Origin of the sequence: Xanthomonas sp. CFBP 7698 (genome assembly GCF_003600855.1) — a bacterium.
GTDB lineage: Bacteria > Pseudomonadota > Gammaproteobacteria > Xanthomonadales > Xanthomonadaceae > Xanthomonas > Xanthomonas cannabis.
The window spans coordinates 1,316,599-1,332,654 of sequence record NZ_PRDN01000001.1; the positions used below are offsets into that span (position 1 = coordinate 1,316,599).

The following is a 16,056-nucleotide window of genomic DNA, read 5'->3' on the forward strand; positions in this document are numbered from 1 at the left end:
CTCACGGCGCCTGCAGATACGCAGCGCCGCCAAGCTGGCGCGCCTGACGCTGGATCCAGGCCGTGCGCCGCTGCACATAGGCACCGGGGCGGCGTGCGTCATAGCGACGGGGCGAAGGCAACACCGCTGCCAGACGCGCCGACTCGGCGGCCGACAGGCCGGCGGCATCCTTGCCCCAGAACTGCCGCGCAGCTGCCTGTGCGCCGTAGACCCCGTCGCCAAACTCGGCCACGTTGAGGTACATCTCCAGAATGCGTTGCTTGGGCCAGAGCAGTTCGATCAGCACCGTGTACCAGGCCTCCAGCCCCTTTCTCACCCAGCTGCGGCCTTGCCACAGAAACACGTTCTTGGCGACCTGCTGGCTGATCGTGCTGGCGCCACGCACCCGCCCGCCGCGCGCGTTGTGATCGCGCGCCTTCTCGATGGCCTGCAGATCGAAACCGTGGTGGATCGGAAACTGCTGGTCTTCTGCAGCCACCACCGAAATCGGCAGGCTGGCGGCAATCTTCTCGTAGTCGCGCCATTGCTGGTGCAGCGAAAAACTCCAGTCGCCGTCCCCCCACGCCTCCAGATAGCGAGCCACCATCATGCTGCTGACCGGTGGATCCACCACTCGGAGCACCAGCACCTGCAGCACGCTGGCCGCCGCAAACAGCAGCGGTGCCGCCAGTAGCCAGCGCAGCCAGCGCCTGCGCCGCCCGGGCGCACCCTGCTTGCCATCCAATGCATCCGTCCCCATTAGTGTGCTTCGACCTTCAATCCCGATGCCTGCCGCATTATCCGGCAACCGGCGTCCCTTACGTCCGATGTCTCCATGACCGATCACGATCAGCTTTCCCGCTTCCTGCTGCCCGCCGCCGGCGTGCGCGGTGTCCATGTGCGTCTGACCCAGGCCTGGCACGACATCCAGGGCGCCGCCGAGTACCCCCCGGCGGCACGCCAGCTGCTGGGCGAAGCGGCGGTGGCGTCGGCGCTGTTTACCGGCCATACCAAGGTCGACGGGCGGCTGTCGGTGCAATTGCGCGGCAACGACACCCTGCGCACCCTGTTTGCCGAATGCACCGCTGCCGGCACCTTGCGCGGCATCGTGCAGTTGGCCGATGGCGCGGATGCTCCCACCGACCTGCGCGAGCTGGGCGAGAGCGCACTATTGGCCATCACCATCGAGAACCCCGGCCTGGACCCGCGCGAGCCGCAGCGCTACCAGAGTCTGGTCGGCCTGCAGGCCCCCGATCTGGCCGAAGCCTTCGAAACCTACTTCCAGCAGTCCGAGCAGCTGCCAACACGCCTGCTGCTGGCGGCCGGCCCGGATCAGGCTGCCGGCCTGCTGCTGCAGAAACTGCCCGGCGACGAAGGCGACAACGATGGCTGGACCCGCATCGGCGCCCTGTTCGACACCCTCGGCGCGCCGGAATTGCTGTCGGTAGCCGGTGAGGACCTGCTGCATCGCCTGTTCCACGAAGAGGATGTCCAGCTGCTGGGCAACAGGCCGCTCAGCTTTGGCTGTTCCTGCTCACGCGAACGGGTGGCTTCGATGCTGCAATCGCTGGGCGAGGCCGAAGCGCGCGCCGCCGCTGAAGACACCGGCGAGGTAGAGGTGCGCTGCGAATTCTGCGGCCGTGAGTATCACTTTCCGTTGACCGAGCTGGACGTACTTTTCAGCGCAGCGCAGCCCTCCCAGCAGGCGCCGGAACGGTTGCAGTAGAGAGCATCGCGGGCGCGTTCTGGGGAGCGTGACTACTTGTTAAATAATCATAAACACCCTAGCATCTTCCCTGCCCGCTCTCGGGAACTTAACAACTGCCCCTGGGTCTGATCTCTGGTATGCGACACCTTCTGCGCCTTCCGCTCGCTCTGCTGGTTGCCCTTGCGGCAGCCACGGGTGTGCATGCGCAGTCGACGTCCCAGCAGCTCCGCGAAAGTACGATCCTGCCGGTGTGGAACAAGGGCAGCGGCAAGGTGGAAGCCTTCCTTTACCTGGAGCCCACAGGCGAGCAAAAAGCCGGCGCGCGCTGGCATTTCGGCCGTAACTCGCTGGACGCTGCGTTCGGCCTGACCTCGGGCGATTCGCTCGGCCTGCTGTGCAATAGCAGCCGTGGCACCAACATCAGCGGGCTGGCCAGCCACTGCCTGCTCGCCGGGATCGGCGACGAAGAAGAAGACAGCGCCGCTGCCGCGCGTCGCGTCTCCGGGACGTTGGGCTTCAACCGTGCCGGTGGCCGCGCTGGGGTCACTGCAGGCACCGGTCGCGACACCCTGCCCGCCTGGCTGGTCGGCGCAGGCAAGGCTCCGTTGACCCGGGTCGAACAGAACGACCTGACTGTCTTCGGCCAGAAGAACATCGGCCGCGAAGGCTTCGTCTCGATCGGCGGCACCTATGCACGCGCCCGTCTGGTTCCGCTGGCCGACGTCTCCCCGGCGATTGCCGACCAGTGGGACAGCAAGACCCTCAGCGTAGGCGGTGGCTATGGTGCTTTCAGCGCGAACGTGATCGGCCGCGTGGTCGACGTCCCCGGCCAACCGGAAAAATGGGAAGGCCTTGGCCTGGGCCTGACCTGGCGTACCCCCTGGAGCGGCCAGCTGACCGTCGGCGCAGAGAACGTGATCTCCCGCGGCAAGAACCCCTTTGCCCCGAACAACGACAGCAACAGCGACGGCACCATCCCGTACGTCAGGTACGAGCAGGACCTCTAATCTGCTGATTTAAAAGGATTTTTGAGTGCGCCACCGAGCTTCCGTCGGTGGCGTTTTGCGTTGTGGTCACCCTCCACCGCACGCGCTTTCACAGCTTTCTTCTTTTTCGTTAACGGGACTTTAATTTCCCGCACAACGCATATACCATCGGTTCACCCTGACGTTTTGGATCCGCTTCTTCGGAACCCCCGACAGGCAAACAACCCTTGGCAGTACCCAAGATCACTTGGAGAGAGAGCTAATGAATTGCAAGTCCAACAAGCTGCGCGATGCAGTTGTCCTCGCGCTTGTCGTGGGCGTGGGCGGTACCGGTACCGCCATCGCTCAAGACGCCGGCACCACCAACCTCGACAAGATCGAAGTGACTGGTTCGCGTATCAAGCGCGCAGACGTCGAAACGTCGCAGCCGGTCTTCAGCATGAGCCGTCAGCAGATCGAGTCGCAGGGCCTGACCTCGATCGGCGACGTGATCCAGAACATCAGCTCGGGCGGTTCGGCGCTCAACAGCAACGTCAACAATGGCGGCAACGGCGAAACCCGTGTCAACCTCCGCAACCTCGGCTCCAACCGTACCCTGGTGCTGGTCAACGGTCGTCGCTGGGTCGGCGGCACGGGCCTGGGCGGTGCGGTCGACCTCAACACGATTCCGACTGCTGCCGTTGAGCGCATCGAAGTCCTGAAGGACGGCGCTTCCACGATTTACGGTTCCGACGCCATCTCCGGCGTGATCAACATCATCCTGCGCCAGAACTTCGATGGCGCCGAAGCAAATGCTTATTACGGCCAGTACGACAAGGGCGACGGCAGCCGTGAGTCCTACGACTTCACGATCGGCTCCACTGGCGATCGCTGGCACGCCACGTTGGGCGTTGGCTACGTCAAGGAAGAGCCGGTGTGGGCGGGCGATCGCGAAATCTCGTCGGTCCCCGTGTTCGGCGCCGTTGCCGGAACCGGCAACAGCACCACGATTCCTGGTGGTCGCTTCGGCATTTTCGGGCCGACCGGCACCAGCGCCACCGGCACACCAACCTTCGGCGCAACGCGCTTCAACGGCACGCCCGGCTTCTCGATCACCAACGATGGTGGCACCACGCAGCGCAACTACACGGCTGCCGACAGCTACAACTTTGCACCGGCCAATTATTTGGTGACCCCGCAGGAACGCAAGTCGGTGTTTGCCGACGCCGGCCTGTCGATCACCGACAACGTGCGCTTCAAGACCACCGTGACCTACAACGAGCGTGAGTCGAGCCAGATCCTCGCGCCGATGCCGGTCGTGCTGGGCCGTTCCGCGCCGGGCACCAATGGTGCCGACATCGTCATTTCGGCGGCTAACATCTACAACAACACCGGCCGCGATATCGATTACATCCAGTACCGCGCAGAAGAAACGGGTGGTCGTATCTTCACCCAGAACGTCAAGACGTTCGGTTTCAGTGGCGCCTTTGAAGGCGACTTCGAAGTTGGCCAGCGCTTCTTCAGCTGGGAAGCCGGTATGTTCTACGGCAAGAACGACCAGACCGATCGCACTACCGGCCTGTTCAATATCTCTGCGCTGCGCAACGCACTTGGCCCGTCGTTCGTCGATGCAGGTGGTGTCGCACGCTGCGGCACCGCCGCCAGCACCATTGATGGCTGCGTCCCGATGGACATGCTGAGCGGCCCCGGCTCGTTGACCCCTGAAATGTTGAGCTATGCCGGATTCAATGCGCATGACCTGTACGGCTATGAGCAGAAGACCTACTTCGGAAACATCGGCGGCGAACTGTTCGATCTGCAGGGAGGCGCGTTTGCATTCTCCTTGGGCGCTGAACACCGCGAAGAGTCGGGCTTTGATGATCCGGACGCGCTGATCAACTCCGGCGACACCACCGGCAATGCGCGTACCGCCACCAACGGCGGCTACAAGCTGGACGAAGCCTACCTCGAACTCGCCGTGCCGCTGCTGGCCGACCTGCCGGGCGCACAGTTGCTCGATTTCAGCCTGGCAACGCGCTATTCGGATTACAGCAACTTCGGTGACACCACCAACAGCAAGTTTGGTTTCCGCTGGAAGCCGATCACCGACTTGATGATTCGTGGTAACTGGTCGCAAGGCTTCCGCGCCCCGTCGATCAACGAGCTGTTCCAAGGCGTGAGCGATACCTTCGAAGACGTACGCGATCCTTGCGCGGGCTCCTTCAGCGATGGCTCCGTCAATGGCACCCGTCCGGGCTCGTGCGGCGCAGTGCCGGCTTACGCTCAGGCCAACCCGCAGGTACGTACTGCAACCGGCGGCAACCCGAACCTGCAGCCGGAAACGTCCACATCCAAGACCTTGGGCTTCGTCTATAGCCCGGGTTGGGTGACCGGCCTGGATATCTCGCTCGACTGGTGGAACATCGAGATCGAAGATGCCATCGACACGCAGACCGTGCAGGAGACCCTGGACAGCTGCTACCTGGCCGGCATCGCCAACGCCTGCTCGCTGATCCAGCGCGAGCCGACTGGCGAAGTCTCCAACCTGCTTGCAGTGCCCAACAATATCGCCAGGATCGAAGCGGAAGGTTACGACCTGACCGTGGGCTATCGCCTGCCTGATACCGCATGGGGCAGCTTCAGCGTGGTGTGGGACTCGACCTACATGAGCAAGTTCGTGGTTGAGAAGCCGCTGCAGGATCCGGAAACCCGCGTTGGTCTGTACCGTGGCGGTTCGGCACGTGACAACAATTGGCGCATCCGCTCCAACCTGATGCTGAACTGGGAATTGGGTGATGTCGGCGGCTCGGCATCCATGCGCTATTACAGCTCGCAGGTTGAAAACTGCACCGGCGCCAATGTCGCTACTCCGGCCAACGTTGCACTGCTGTGCTCGGATCCGAATCGTAGGACTGATGCTGGCGCTGCTCCGCGTAACCACGTCCCGAGCGTCACTTACACCGACCTGGCCGCTTACTGGAAGGCTCCGTGGAATGCCCGCGTTACCGTCGGCGTGAACAACGCTTTCGACCGCGATCCGCCGCAGGCCGCAACAGCGTTTGCAAATAGCTTCGACTCGCAGTACGAAATCCCGGGTCGTTTCTATTACATGCGCTACACCCAGAAGTTCTGATAAGCAGCTTGCGTAATCTGTAATCAAAAAGCCGCGACTCGGAAGAGTCGCGGCTTTTTTGTGAGTGTCGGCTTGCGTTGCCTGGGCGCGTTCTGCGATATGCCAGCCGAAATCCTCTAGCCCGGAATCAACGTCTGAATCACATGCTCGACGTAGGATTCGAATTCTTCGCGTGCCTGTTTGGGTTGTTGCAGCTGCAGCGATAGTTGCAGGAAGCCGACGTAGGCGGCGTAGGCAAGGCGGGCGCGGTGTTGGGCGTCGGTGCGGGACAGGCCGGCCTGGCGGAACGAGGCGATCAGATAATCGAGGCGGCGTTGCGAGACGCGGTCGATGACCGGGCGCACGGCCGGGTGATCGAGCGCCTTGAGCAGTTCGCTATAGATGACATGCGGTTTAACTTCGTGCGCGACCAATTGAAACAGCGCGCGCAAGCGGGCGCTGGGGTCGGGTACGTCTTCCAGGCTGCCGAACACTTCCTTTTGTTCGAAGATCTCCCAGCGCTCCAGGGCGGCCTGCAGCAGGGCGTCACGCGAGGGGAAATGCCAATAGAAGCTGCCTTTGGTGACGCCGAGACGGCGTGCCAACGGCTCCACCGCAACTGCGCCCACGCCTTGTTCGGCGATCAGGTCCAGCGCGGCCTGCGCCCAATCGTCCGCGCTGAGGCGATTGCCGCGACCGGAACTGGCGCGGGGCGTGGTGGGGCTGGCGTCGGTAATGTCGTTCATGGCGCGATTTAACCATACGCCTGGGTCAGTTGCAGTATGCATCACAAAAACGCCACACAATCGCCACGATTCAACGGCTTAACCGTCCATACCAAGGAGTATTGACAGGGAACAGGCAGCATCCATACCATTAGGTATGGTCACCGTCCCCTCTACGCTTGCACACCCTGCGCCCGTGTCGCCTGTCAGCGTTGGCGACGCAGCGCTGGCGGTGTCGGTGCAAGGCGCCGAATACCGGCAGACGGTATTGCTCGCGCATGGGTTCGGACAGACCCGGCATGCCTGGGAGGCGACCGCAGCAGCGCTGGCGCACGCCGGCTACCGTGCGCTGTCGTATGACGCACGCGGGCATGGCGATTCGAGCTTCAATGATGCTGCCCTGCCCTACTCCGCCACCCAGTTCACCGACGACCTGATCGTGTTGGCGGGTGAGCAACCCGAACCGCCGGTATTGGTAGCTGCCTCCATGGGTGGCCTGTTCGGCCTGCTTGCGGAGGCACGCTGGCCGGGCCTGTTCCGGGCGATCGTGTTGGTGGATATCACCCCGCGCTGGGACACCACCGGCGTGGAGCGCATTCTGCGCTTCATGACCGCGCATCCGGATGGGTTTGCCTCGCTCGATTCCGCTGCCGATGCCATCGCCACGTACCTGCCGCATCGCCCGCGCAAGACGGCACGCCAGCTGCAGGGCCTGCTGCGTCAACGCGACGATGGCCGTTGGCAGTGGCACTGGGACCCGCGCCTGGTCGACGAACTGGCGGGGCAGGATCCACAGCTGCAGCAACAGGCCTTGCTGGAAGCCGCCGCGCAGGTGCGGTGCCCGATGCTGCTCATCAGCGGCGGGCGCAGCGATCTGGTAACGCCGGCCAACATCACCGAATTCTTGTCGATTGCGCCGCACGCGCAGCATGTGCAGGTGGCCGATGCCACGCACATGCTGGCCGGCGACGACAACACCACGTTTACCGCCACCGTGTTGCATTATCTGGACGCACTGCCCTCGGTTGGCACCATTGCAGCGTCCAACATCACCGAGCATGTCACTGGAGCAAGACCATGAGCATCGTTGCACCGTTCCTCCTCGTCATCCTGGCGGCGGGTATCGCTGCCTATCACCGCATGCGCCTTGCCACCTGGGTTGCGATCAGCGCCTGCGTGCTGGTGGGGTGCTGGTTGCTGGGTGCCAATCTCACCGCGACCATCGTCGCCGCCGCGCTGGTGGTGCTGGTGGCCGCTCCGGTGCTGTTGCCCTTCCTGCGCAAGCCGCTGCTGACCACGCCATTGATGGCGTTCTTCCGCAAGGTGCTGCCGCCGCTGTCGCAGACCGAGCGCATCGCGCTGGAAACCGGCTCGGTGGGTTTCGAAGGCGAGCTGTTCACCGGTGATCCGGATTGGCAGAAGCTGCTCAACTATCCCAAGCCGCAGCTCACCGCCGAAGAGCAGGCCTTCCTGGATGGCCCGGTGGAAGAGCTGTGCAAGATGGTCAACGACTGGGAGATCACCCACGTCCATGCCGACCTGCCGCCGGAGCTGTGGGACTTCATCAAGAAGAACAAGTTCTTCGGCATGATCATCCCCAAGCAATACGGTGGCCTGGGCTTCAGTGCGCTGGCGCACCACAAGGTGATCCAGAAGCTGTCCTCGATCTCCAGCGTGGTGAGTTCCACCGTTGGCGTGCCCAACTCGCTCGGGCCGGGCGAGCTGCTGCTGCATTACGGCACGCCGGAGCAGAAGGACTATTACCTTCCGCGCCTTGCGGTCGGTGCGGAAGTGCCCTGCTTCGGCCTGACCGGCCCGTTCGCCGGTTCCGATGCCACCTCGATTCCGGACTACGGCATCGTGTGCAAGGGCGAGTGGAATGGCGCCAACGTGCTCGGCGTCAAGCTCACCTTCGACAAGCGCTACATCACCCTGGCGCCGGTCGCCTCGCTGATCGGTCTGGCGTTCCGTGCCTATGATCCGGAAGGCCTGATCGGCGACAAGAAGGACATCGGCATCACGCTGGCATTGCTGCCGCGCGAAACGCCCGGGGTGGAAATCGGCCGTCGCCACTTCCCGCTCAACTCGCCGTTCCAGAACGGCCCGATCCACGGCGAAGAAGTGTTCATTCCGCTCAGCCAGTTGATTGGCGGCGTGGAGATGGTCGGCAAGGGCTGGAACATGCTCAACGAGTGCCTGGCGGTGGGCCGTTCGATCACCCTGCCCTCTACCGCCAGCGGCGGCAGCAAGGCGGCGGCCGTGGTCACCGGTGCGTATGCGCGCATCCGCAAGCAGTTCGGCCTGTCGGTCGGTCGTTTCGAAGGCGTGGAGGAGGCGCTGGCGCGTATCGGCGGCAAGGCGTACGCGATCAGTGCGTTGTCGCAGGCGACCGCCGCGGCGGTGGATCGCGGCGATGTGCCGTCGGTGCCGTCGGCGATCGCCAAGTATCACTGCACCACCATGGGCCGCGAAGTGGTCAGCGACATGATGGACGTGATCGGCGGCAAGGGCATCATCCTGGGGCCGCGCAACTTCGCTGGCCGTGCCTGGCAGGCTGCGCCGATCGGCGTGACCGTGGAAGGCGCCAACATCATGACCCGCAGCCTGCTGATCTTCGGCCAGGGTGCGATCCTGTGCCATCCGTGGGTGATGAAGGAAATGCAGGCGGCGCAGGATCCGGACACGCGTCGTGGCCTGGAAGCCTTCGACCAGAGCCTGTTTGGCCACATCCGCTTCGGTATTTCCAATGCGGTGCGTTCGTTCTGGTTTGGCATTACCGGTGCGCGCATCGGCGCGGCGCCGGGCGATGCCTACACCCGCCGCTTCTTCCGCAAGCTGGACCGTTACTCGGCCAATCTGGCATTGATGGCCGACGTGTCGATGCTGATGCTGGGCGGCAAGTTGAAGTTCAAGGAGTCCTTGTCCGGCCGTCTGGGCGATGTGTTGAGCCACATCTACCTGACCAGTGCGATGCTCAAGCGCTATCACGACGAGGGCGCGCCGGCCACCGACCAGCCGCTGCTGGCCTGGGCCTTCCACGACAGCGTGCACAAGATCGAAACCGCCTTGTCTGCGGCGCTGCGTAACTTCCCGATCCGCCCGGTGGGCTGGTTGATGTGGGTGTTGATCTTCCCGCTGGGCCGTCGTGCCGAAGCGCCGGGTGACCGTCTGGGCCACCGCGTCGCCTCGATCCTGATGGCGCCGAACGAGGCGCGCGACCGTCTGGCGCAGGGCGTGTTCCTGACCCCGTGCGCCAACAACCCGGGCGGCCGCATCGCCAGCTACCTGACCAAGGCAGTGATGGCCGAGCCGGTGGAGCGCAAGTTCCTCAAGGCGCTCAAGACCAAGGGTATCGAGGCGCTGGACTTCACCGCGCAGCTTGACGAAGCGGTGGCCGAAGGGGTGATCACCCTGGAAGAGCGCAAGTTGCTGGAAGAATTGCGCGAGATCATGATGGACACGATCACCGTCGACGACTTTGATCCACACGAGTTGCGTGCGGCCAGCTTCTACGACAAGCCACAGATGCAGCAGCCGCGCGAAGCGGCATAACAGCACTGCCAGGTGATGCGGACAACGGCGGGCTTCTGGCCCGCCGTTGTCGTTTGTAGGGCGGCGCGCTACGCGCGGGCTGCAGCCGTGAGCCGCAAGTGGCCAGGTCTCTTGCCGCTCGACACACGGAGGCGGGCTTGCCCCACGAGGAAGCATTGTTGCTACACGCCTAAGCGAGGCCGCTGGTAACACGCTGTCGCGGTCAGGCCCGCTCCTACGGGAGACGACCCGCTACCGAAGACGCCAGTGTGGGAGATCGCTGGTCATGCCTGATCGCGGTCAGGCTCGCGCCTGCACGAGGCGACTCGCGGCCGAACATGCCTCAGTGCGGCAGCCACACCAGGCACAGTGCGATCAACGCAGGCAGGGCCTGCACGAAAAAAATGCGGCGATTGACGCTGTAGGCACCATAGCAACCCGCCACGATCACGCAGCCCAGGAAGAAGCTCAGCACATCGGCGCGTGCCGCCAGTGCCCCCCAGAGCAGACCGGCCGCCAGAAAGCCGTTGTAGAGCCCCTGGTTGGCCGCCAGTACGCGTGTGGCCCGGGCATTCTCCAGCGTGTTGCGGAAGGTCTTCAGGCCCAGTGGGTGCGTCCACAGCGCCATCTCCAGCACCAGGATGTAGACATGCAGCAGGCCGACAAGGACACCGGCAACGATCGCGAACAGGGACATGGCGAAAAGATCTGATGGACGTGCGGCAAGCATAGCCGCGATGGCGCTGCGGCTGTCTGGCAAGACGCCCCCCCCCGGCCGATGTCTGGTGACCGGATGGCGTCACCAGCTCGGCAACCCGCGCGTAATGACGGGGTGCCTGGGCCATCGAATCAATCGCCGTGGGCGCAGGCCTGCAGCCGCTAAGAAGCGGCGCGGGCGGCACTCCGAGCTAGCCTCCCGAAGCATGATCGGCGCCCGCGCGTTGTCAGTCGTTTGCCCTTGGCAGCACAGCCTGGGTCGAGGCATGGAGACGGCAGGGGGCACGTCGATTGCCCCATCAACCGCACAGCCTCAGCACCCTGTCGATGGCACCCTGGCCGGAGCCGACAGACGCAACGACACGCACCTGCACGACCCGATACTGGTCAGCCCTGCGATTCCGCCACGCGCTCACCTGCCCCGCCATCGCGCTCTGCCGGCAGCTTGCGTGCCTCACGCAGCAGCCCGAACGCACCCAGCGTCATGCCGGCGGCGGCCAGCAGGCCGACGACGAAGACAGCGCTCGGGCCCAGGGCCGACACCAGCTTGTGGATCCAGACAAAGCTCAGGTCGCCGCCGCGATAGACCACAGTGTCGATTGCCGCGCCGGCCTTGTAGCGCCATTCGCGATTCACGCGTGTGTAGAGCGTTTCACGCGCAGGCTTGGCCAACGCAAACTCGCTGGAGCGGGTGATCACCTGCACGATCGCGATCATCATCGGCAGCGGCGACGCGGCAAGCACCGCATAGCCCAGGGTGATGGCGACTCCGGGAATCAGCAGCGCCGGCGCAATGCCGAAGCGCGACAGCAGCGCGCGGGTTACCAGTAATTGCAGCACCAGCGTAAGTGCATTGACGGCCAGGTCGATGCCGGCGTAATACGCGGTGCTCGCTGCCGCATCCGTGTACAGGCGCCGCACCAGCGCAGCCTGCTCGTTGTACAGCAGGGTACCGACGCCCACGCCGAACAAGGTCATCAGCGCCAGCCAGCGCAGCAGCGGCTCGCGTACGATCAACTTGAGCCCGCCAAACACATCGCCGCCCATCGGCACTTCGCCGGAATCGAGCCGAAGCTCCTGTTCGCGCGCCACCGCCCACAGCCGCAGGCGCAGCACGCAGACCACGCACACCGACAGGAAGCCGGCCGACACCAGCATCAGATGCGCGATGCCGATGCGCTCGACCAGGGTGCGGGTCAGGATCGGCCCGAGAAACGCACCCAGCGTGCCGGCCGCGCCGATGTAACCGTAGTAGCTGCGCGCCTCGGCATTGCTGAAGACATCGGCCATGAAGCTCCAGAACACCGCCACCGCAAACAGGTTGAACACGGTCACCCAGAGGAAAAACGCCATGCCGCGCCCGGGTACGTCACTGTTGAACAGCGCGTAGAACAGCAACAGGGTGGCGATGAAGAAGCCGTACACCGTCGGCAGGAACACCCGACGCGGGAACCGGCTGACCAACGCGCCGTAGATTGGCTGCAGCAACAACATGATCAGGAAGGTGCAGGTGAACAACACCTGCAGGGCCAGATCCTTGAGCGGCATGCCGTGCGCGGCGAAGAAAGCGATCATGCCGGCGGGGAAGATGGCCTGCAGGTCCGCCGAGGCGCCCATCGCCTCGCGCACCGGGCGCAGCACGTAATACCCGCTGAGCAGGCAGAAGAAATACAGGAACGACCACGCCAGCGGCGGCGAGTTGCGCAGCGCTGCGCCCAGACGGCCAACCGCAGAGCGCGGCGCAGACGGAGCGGTCATGGTGTCAGCGCCTGCGCGAACGAACCCGACAGCAAGACCATGGCGGTGGTGGTACCCGACTAGAAGTAGCGCGCACGTTAGCCGATGCCGCGCTGCACCACCAGCAGCGCTGGCCCGCTGCGGCCATGCCCGCGGACGGCGCCTGCGGCACGTGGCTTGCAACCTTCAACTCAGCGGCCACTGCCGATCGCCAACGCTCTGCGATCGGCTCGCTTTCTGAACCCAAATCGTCAATAGGATCAATATGATGCCCATTCATCTTCCGGCAGTTTGTGCTATTGCGAAGCGCGGCGCTAGAATCGCCGGAGGCAGTGGATCAGGCGGGAAAACCATGACAGTAATGCGCAGGCACCGACGGTTCCGTCCGTTGGCCATCGGGCTGCTCGGGGCGTTATTGCCTCTGGCCCTTTCTTCCACGGCACAGACGCCTGCGCCCACCGCTTCGACCCTGCAGCCGGCAACCGTGGTGCAGTCGCCCACTGCCCCGCTCCCGTATCGCGCTTCGCTGCCCGCCAGCAAGGTGTTGGCGCCTGCAGCCGGCTTCGATGTGGCGGCCTTCGAATCGATGGCCGACCAGCTGACCTACGGCAATCGCTTGCCGGGCATGGCAATGGCCATCGTGCAAGGCGGCAAGGTGCTCAGCGCGCGCGGTTATGGCGTCACCGACGTCAATCATCCGCAGCCGGTCGATGCCCACACGGTGTTCCGTCTTGCCTCCCTGTCCAAGGCCTTTGCCGGCACCATGGCCGGCCTGCTGGTCAACGACGGCGTGTTGCGCTGGGACAGCAAGGTGGTCGACTACGTGCCCGGCTTCCAGCTCAGCGACAACCTCGCGACCCGTCAGCTGACGGTGGCCGAAGTGCTCAGCCATCGCGTCGGCCTGACCCGCAATGCCTACGACCGCGATATCGAATCCAACGTCGATTACTACTCGCTCAGCCACAAGCTGGCGACCGCACCGCTGCGCTGCGCGCCGGGCGATTGCTACGCCTATCAGAACGTGGCCTTCAGCCTGGTCGGCGATGTGGTGTTCGCCGCCTCGGGCAGCTTCTACGAGCAATCGGTGGAGCGGCGCATCTTCAAGCCGCTGGGCATGAACGATGCCAGCATGGGCCTGGCCGGCATCCAGGCCAGCCCGCGCTGGGCGCGGCCGCACGTGCGCAGCCGCAACGGCTGGGTGTCACTGACGCCCAAGCCCACCTACTACCGGCTGGCGCCTGCCGCCGGCGTCAACGCCAGCGCCAGCGACATGGCGCAATGGCTGCTCGCGCACACCGGCCATCGCACCGACGTGCTGCCGGCGCCCCTGCTGGCCACCTTGCACGCACCGCTGATCTCCACGCCGGGCGAAATGCGCTCGGGCTGGCGTCACGAGCGCGTGGATGCAGCCAGCTATGCGCTGGGCTGGCGTGTGTTCGACTACGCGGGCCATCAGGTGGTGTTCCATGCCGGTGCGGTGCAGGGCTACCGTGGACTGGTGGCGCTGTTGCCCGAGCGCGACCTCGGCATCGCCATCATGTGGAACGGCGAAAGCGGCCTGCCCTCCGGCATGCTGCCCACCATCCTCGATCGCGCACTTGGCCTACCGGCCAAGCGTTGGCTGGATATCGATGTGGACGGTGACTTCGGCAGCGAGAACATGCTGGCCGAAAAGCCCGACCCGGCCGGCAAGGGCACCTCGTCCGGCAAGTCGGTGGCATCGCCGCGCTGAGCCGCCTGCCGCGCCGGCACTGCGTTCCTGCAGCGGTAGCGCGCTGCATGCTCAGACACAGGCGGCTTCGGACGCCTGCGTTGTTTCTGGCTGTCGCCGCGCTACGCCTGGTTGCACGCTGAGCCCGAGGGGCGCCTTGAGAAGGCTGGCCGATGTCGATCTGCATGGTCGGGATCGCGGGCGTGGACTGCCCTTCGAACGTTGACCGCAGCGCCGTCGCTCTGAGCCAGGCAGTCCATGCACGCACAAGCGTTCCGCGCGATGGATGTTCCGGGACCGCTGTGCTGCCATCGAGAACGATGCGCTGGGTCCGTCCACGTACCGGATCGGACGTGCGTGCGTGCGTGCTCAATTGAATCCAAGAATCCTCGACGCTGGCCACGCTGGGCCTTTGCTCGCTGCTTCGCGCGCACCGGCCGTCTTGCGCAGCGAATATCGTGAGAGAGCACTTGGCCGCCGCAAACGACGAACCCTGCCCGCCTGCCGCTCCGGCTTGCATGCCGGCTACAACCGAGGGACTCACGCTGGCAGATGTCGTGACTGCTGGAAGAGCCATGGCTGCACGGCGCTGCAAAGCCACCCTGGCGGCGCAAACCAACGCAAAGCTCGCCCGCACCACGCCTGCCCTGCCCTGCCCTGCACCATTGCATGATCGACCGTCGTGCCGACGACGGTCACTGCGCGATCACTGCCTCGCGCCTGGCCCGGACGGCCGTGCAATAAAAAAGCTCCCTCCCCGCTGGGCGTCGGGGAGAGAGCTCGATGTTTACGGCGATCGGGTGTTGCAGATCAGATCAGCGGTGCCGGGGTAGCGGGCAGCGCGACCGGAGCGGCCTTCTTCTTGCGAGCGGCCGGCTTCTTCTTGGCGACCTTCTTCACTGCAGGCTTCTTGGTAGCGGACTTCTTGGTGGCGGACTTCTTGGTCGCCTTCTTCGCTACGGCCTTTTTCGCAGTCTTCTTGGCGGTCTTTTTGACGGCCTTCTTGGCGGCAGTCTTCTTGGTCGCCTTCTTTGCGGTCTTCTTCACTGCCTTCTTGGCGGCAGTCTTCTTGGTTGCCTTCTTGGCAGTCTTCTTCACTGCCTTCTTGGCGGTTGCCTTCTTCGCAGTCTTCTTGACGGCCTTCTTGGCGGCGGTCTTCTTCACTGCCTTCTTGGCGGTTGCCTTCTTCGCGACCTTCTTGGTCGCCTTCTTGACGGCGGTCTTCTTCACTGCCTTCTTGGCGGTGGGTTTCTTTTTCGCAGCTTTTTTAATGGCCATGTAATTGGCTCCTCGTCAGTGAACTATGGAGATGAAACGCCCAGTTGAACCAAACCCCGCGCCGGCATGCCGTCGTCGGGAACCGTCCGCAGATGATGCGCGACGGGACGGATACAGAAACACCCGCATCGAACGGCGACACGGGTGCGTGATCGAAACGACAACTGCTTTTCTGGAGAGAAGCGGACCCGACTCCACCAGTGATCGTGCTTCGGTGGACGTCTTGAACAAGCGTGTCGGCTTGATGTCGATTCTACTCACTCTCTTTCGCAGCAATGTCTGCTGGGCGAAACCTAATCACGCTTTTTTTTACTGTCAACACTCTTTTGCATTTTTTTTTCAGTTCGCCATCACCATGCCTGGCATCGACGTCCGGCAAGCGCACCACGCGCGCGGCGCGGCGCACCGCCAACGCGCGCACCGCCGCGCCATTGACATCAAAAAAGCACTTCTTTTCTGCTGTTTTTCTAAATCGCTGCAACGACGCGTGTCGTGCGCCGCCACGACGCCACGGCAGTGCACTGCACCTGGCGGCATTGTTCGCCGCCTGTCCGCCAGCTGAAAATTTTTTGTCTGGCGACTCCACTTCCGGT

12 protein-coding genes are annotated in these 16,056 nt (G+C 64.0%); 7 read left to right on the forward strand and 5 right to left on the reverse strand.

Going from position 1 to position 16,056, the window contains the following annotated elements:
• Position 1: 1 nt before the first annotated feature.
• Entirely contained in the window at positions 2 to 739 is a 738-nt protein-coding gene (gene mtgA / locus XnspCFBP7698_RS05630; RefSeq protein ID WP_104579824.1) for a monofunctional biosynthetic peptidoglycan transglycosylase, read from the reverse strand.
• Between the two features lie 75 nt (positions 740 to 814).
• Here mtgA and XnspCFBP7698_RS05635 point away from each other — a divergent pair, with 75 nt between their 5' ends.
• The 3 genes from XnspCFBP7698_RS05635 to XnspCFBP7698_RS05645 all read left to right on the forward strand — a co-directional run bounded on the left by XnspCFBP7698_RS05635 (position 815) and on the right by XnspCFBP7698_RS05645 (position 5,785).
• Entirely contained in the window at positions 815 to 1,705 is an 891-nt protein-coding gene (locus XnspCFBP7698_RS05635) for an Hsp33 family molecular chaperone HslO (protein WP_047697393.1), read from the forward strand.
• Positions 1,706 to 1,857: 152 nt separating this feature from the next.
• The gene (locus tag XnspCFBP7698_RS05640; protein ID WP_199680106.1) at positions 1,858 to 2,694 is read left to right on the forward strand and encodes a hypothetical protein; all 837 of its coding nucleotides are present in this window, start codon (positions 1,858 to 1,860) and stop codon (positions 2,692 to 2,694) included.
• A gap of 241 nt (positions 2,695 to 2,935) precedes the next feature.
• Positions 2,936 to 5,785, forward strand: a complete 2,850-nt coding sequence (locus XnspCFBP7698_RS05645) for a TonB-dependent receptor (protein ID WP_104579825.1) — start codon at positions 2,936 to 2,938, stop codon at positions 5,783 to 5,785.
• Between the two features lie 116 nt (positions 5,786 to 5,901).
• On the opposite strand, the gene XnspCFBP7698_RS05650 is transcribed toward XnspCFBP7698_RS05645, so the two are convergent.
• On the reverse strand, positions 5,902 to 6,510 hold the full coding sequence (locus XnspCFBP7698_RS05650) for a TetR/AcrR family transcriptional regulator (RefSeq protein WP_039413419.1): 609 nt from the start codon (positions 6,508 to 6,510) through the stop codon (positions 5,902 to 5,904).
• A gap of 136 nt (positions 6,511 to 6,646) precedes the next feature.
• Between XnspCFBP7698_RS05650 and XnspCFBP7698_RS05655 the strand changes: the two genes are divergently transcribed.
• Both XnspCFBP7698_RS05655 and XnspCFBP7698_RS05660 read left to right on the forward strand, forming a co-directional pair.
• A complete protein-coding gene (locus XnspCFBP7698_RS05655) occupies positions 6,647 to 7,570 on the forward strand; it encodes an alpha/beta hydrolase (RefSeq protein ID WP_199680046.1) in 924 nt (307 codons plus the stop codon).
• The gene (locus XnspCFBP7698_RS05660; protein WP_039565375.1) at positions 7,567 to 10,041 is read left to right on the forward strand and encodes an acyl-CoA dehydrogenase; all 2,475 of its coding nucleotides are present in this window, start codon (positions 7,567 to 7,569) and stop codon (positions 10,039 to 10,041) included. Before XnspCFBP7698_RS05655 ends, XnspCFBP7698_RS05660 begins: the two co-directional genes overlap by 4 nt.
• 322 nt (positions 10,042 to 10,363) lie before the next feature.
• Here the strand turns inward: XnspCFBP7698_RS05660 and XnspCFBP7698_RS05665 are convergent, their stop codons facing one another.
• Both XnspCFBP7698_RS05665 and XnspCFBP7698_RS05670 read right to left on the reverse strand, forming a co-directional pair.
• Positions 10,364 to 10,717 carry a DUF1304 domain-containing protein gene (locus tag XnspCFBP7698_RS05665; protein ID WP_104579827.1) on the reverse strand — a complete coding sequence of 118 codons (354 nt, stop codon included), beginning with the start codon at positions 10,715 to 10,717 and terminating at the stop codon, positions 10,364 to 10,366.
• Between the two features lie 407 nt (positions 10,718 to 11,124).
• A complete protein-coding gene (locus XnspCFBP7698_RS05670) occupies positions 11,125 to 12,495 on the reverse strand; it encodes an MFS transporter (protein ID WP_104579828.1) in 1,371 nt (456 codons plus the stop codon).
• 367 nt (positions 12,496 to 12,862) lie between these two features.
• On the opposite strand from XnspCFBP7698_RS05670, the gene XnspCFBP7698_RS05675 reads away from it, so the two are divergent.
• Positions 12,863 to 14,206, forward strand: a complete 1,344-nt coding sequence (locus XnspCFBP7698_RS05675; RefSeq protein ID WP_184368158.1) for a serine hydrolase domain-containing protein — start codon at positions 12,863 to 12,865, stop codon at positions 14,204 to 14,206.
• 841 nt (positions 14,207 to 15,047) lie between these two features.
• Positions 15,048 to 15,467 (forward strand): hypothetical protein, encoded by a 420-nt coding sequence (locus tag XnspCFBP7698_RS21710; protein ID WP_233548927.1) that lies wholly within the window; start codon positions 15,048 to 15,050, stop codon positions 15,465 to 15,467.
• A 249-nt stretch (positions 15,468 to 15,716) separates the two neighbouring features.
• On the opposite strand, the gene XnspCFBP7698_RS21310 is transcribed toward XnspCFBP7698_RS21710, so the two are convergent.
• Positions 15,717 to 16,049, reverse strand: a complete 333-nt coding sequence (locus XnspCFBP7698_RS21310; RefSeq protein ID WP_146093178.1) for a hypothetical protein — start codon at positions 16,047 to 16,049, stop codon at positions 15,717 to 15,719.
• Between the last annotated feature and the right edge of the window lie 7 nt (positions 16,050 to 16,056).

What these genes read in the sequence shown, in the direction of transcription:
- mtgA (WP_104579824.1), bottom strand. Translation starts at nt 739, where the DNA reads ATGGGGACGGATGCATTGGATGGCAAGCAGGGTGCGCCCGGGCGGCGC.
- XnspCFBP7698_RS05635 (WP_047697393.1), top strand. Translation starts at nt 815, where the DNA reads ATGACCGATCACGATCAGCTTTCCCGCTTCCTGCTGCCCGCCGCCGGC.
- XnspCFBP7698_RS05645 (WP_104579825.1), top strand. Translation starts at nt 2,936, where the DNA reads ATGAATTGCAAGTCCAACAAGCTGCGCGATGCAGTTGTCCTCGCGCTT.
- XnspCFBP7698_RS05650 (WP_039413419.1), bottom strand. Translation starts at nt 6,510, where the DNA reads ATGAACGACATTACCGACGCCAGCCCCACCACGCCCCGCGCCAGTTCC.
- XnspCFBP7698_RS05655 (WP_199680046.1), top strand. Translation starts at nt 6,647, where the DNA reads ATGGTCACCGTCCCCTCTACGCTTGCACACCCTGCGCCCGTGTCGCCT.
- XnspCFBP7698_RS05660 (WP_039565375.1), top strand. Translation starts at nt 7,567, where the DNA reads ATGAGCATCGTTGCACCGTTCCTCCTCGTCATCCTGGCGGCGGGTATC.
- XnspCFBP7698_RS05665 (WP_104579827.1), bottom strand. Translation starts at nt 10,717, where the DNA reads ATGTCCCTGTTCGCGATCGTTGCCGGTGTCCTTGTCGGCCTGCTGCAT.
- XnspCFBP7698_RS05670 (WP_104579828.1), bottom strand. Translation starts at nt 12,495, where the DNA reads ATGACCGCTCCGTCTGCGCCGCGCTCTGCGGTTGGCCGTCTGGGCGCA.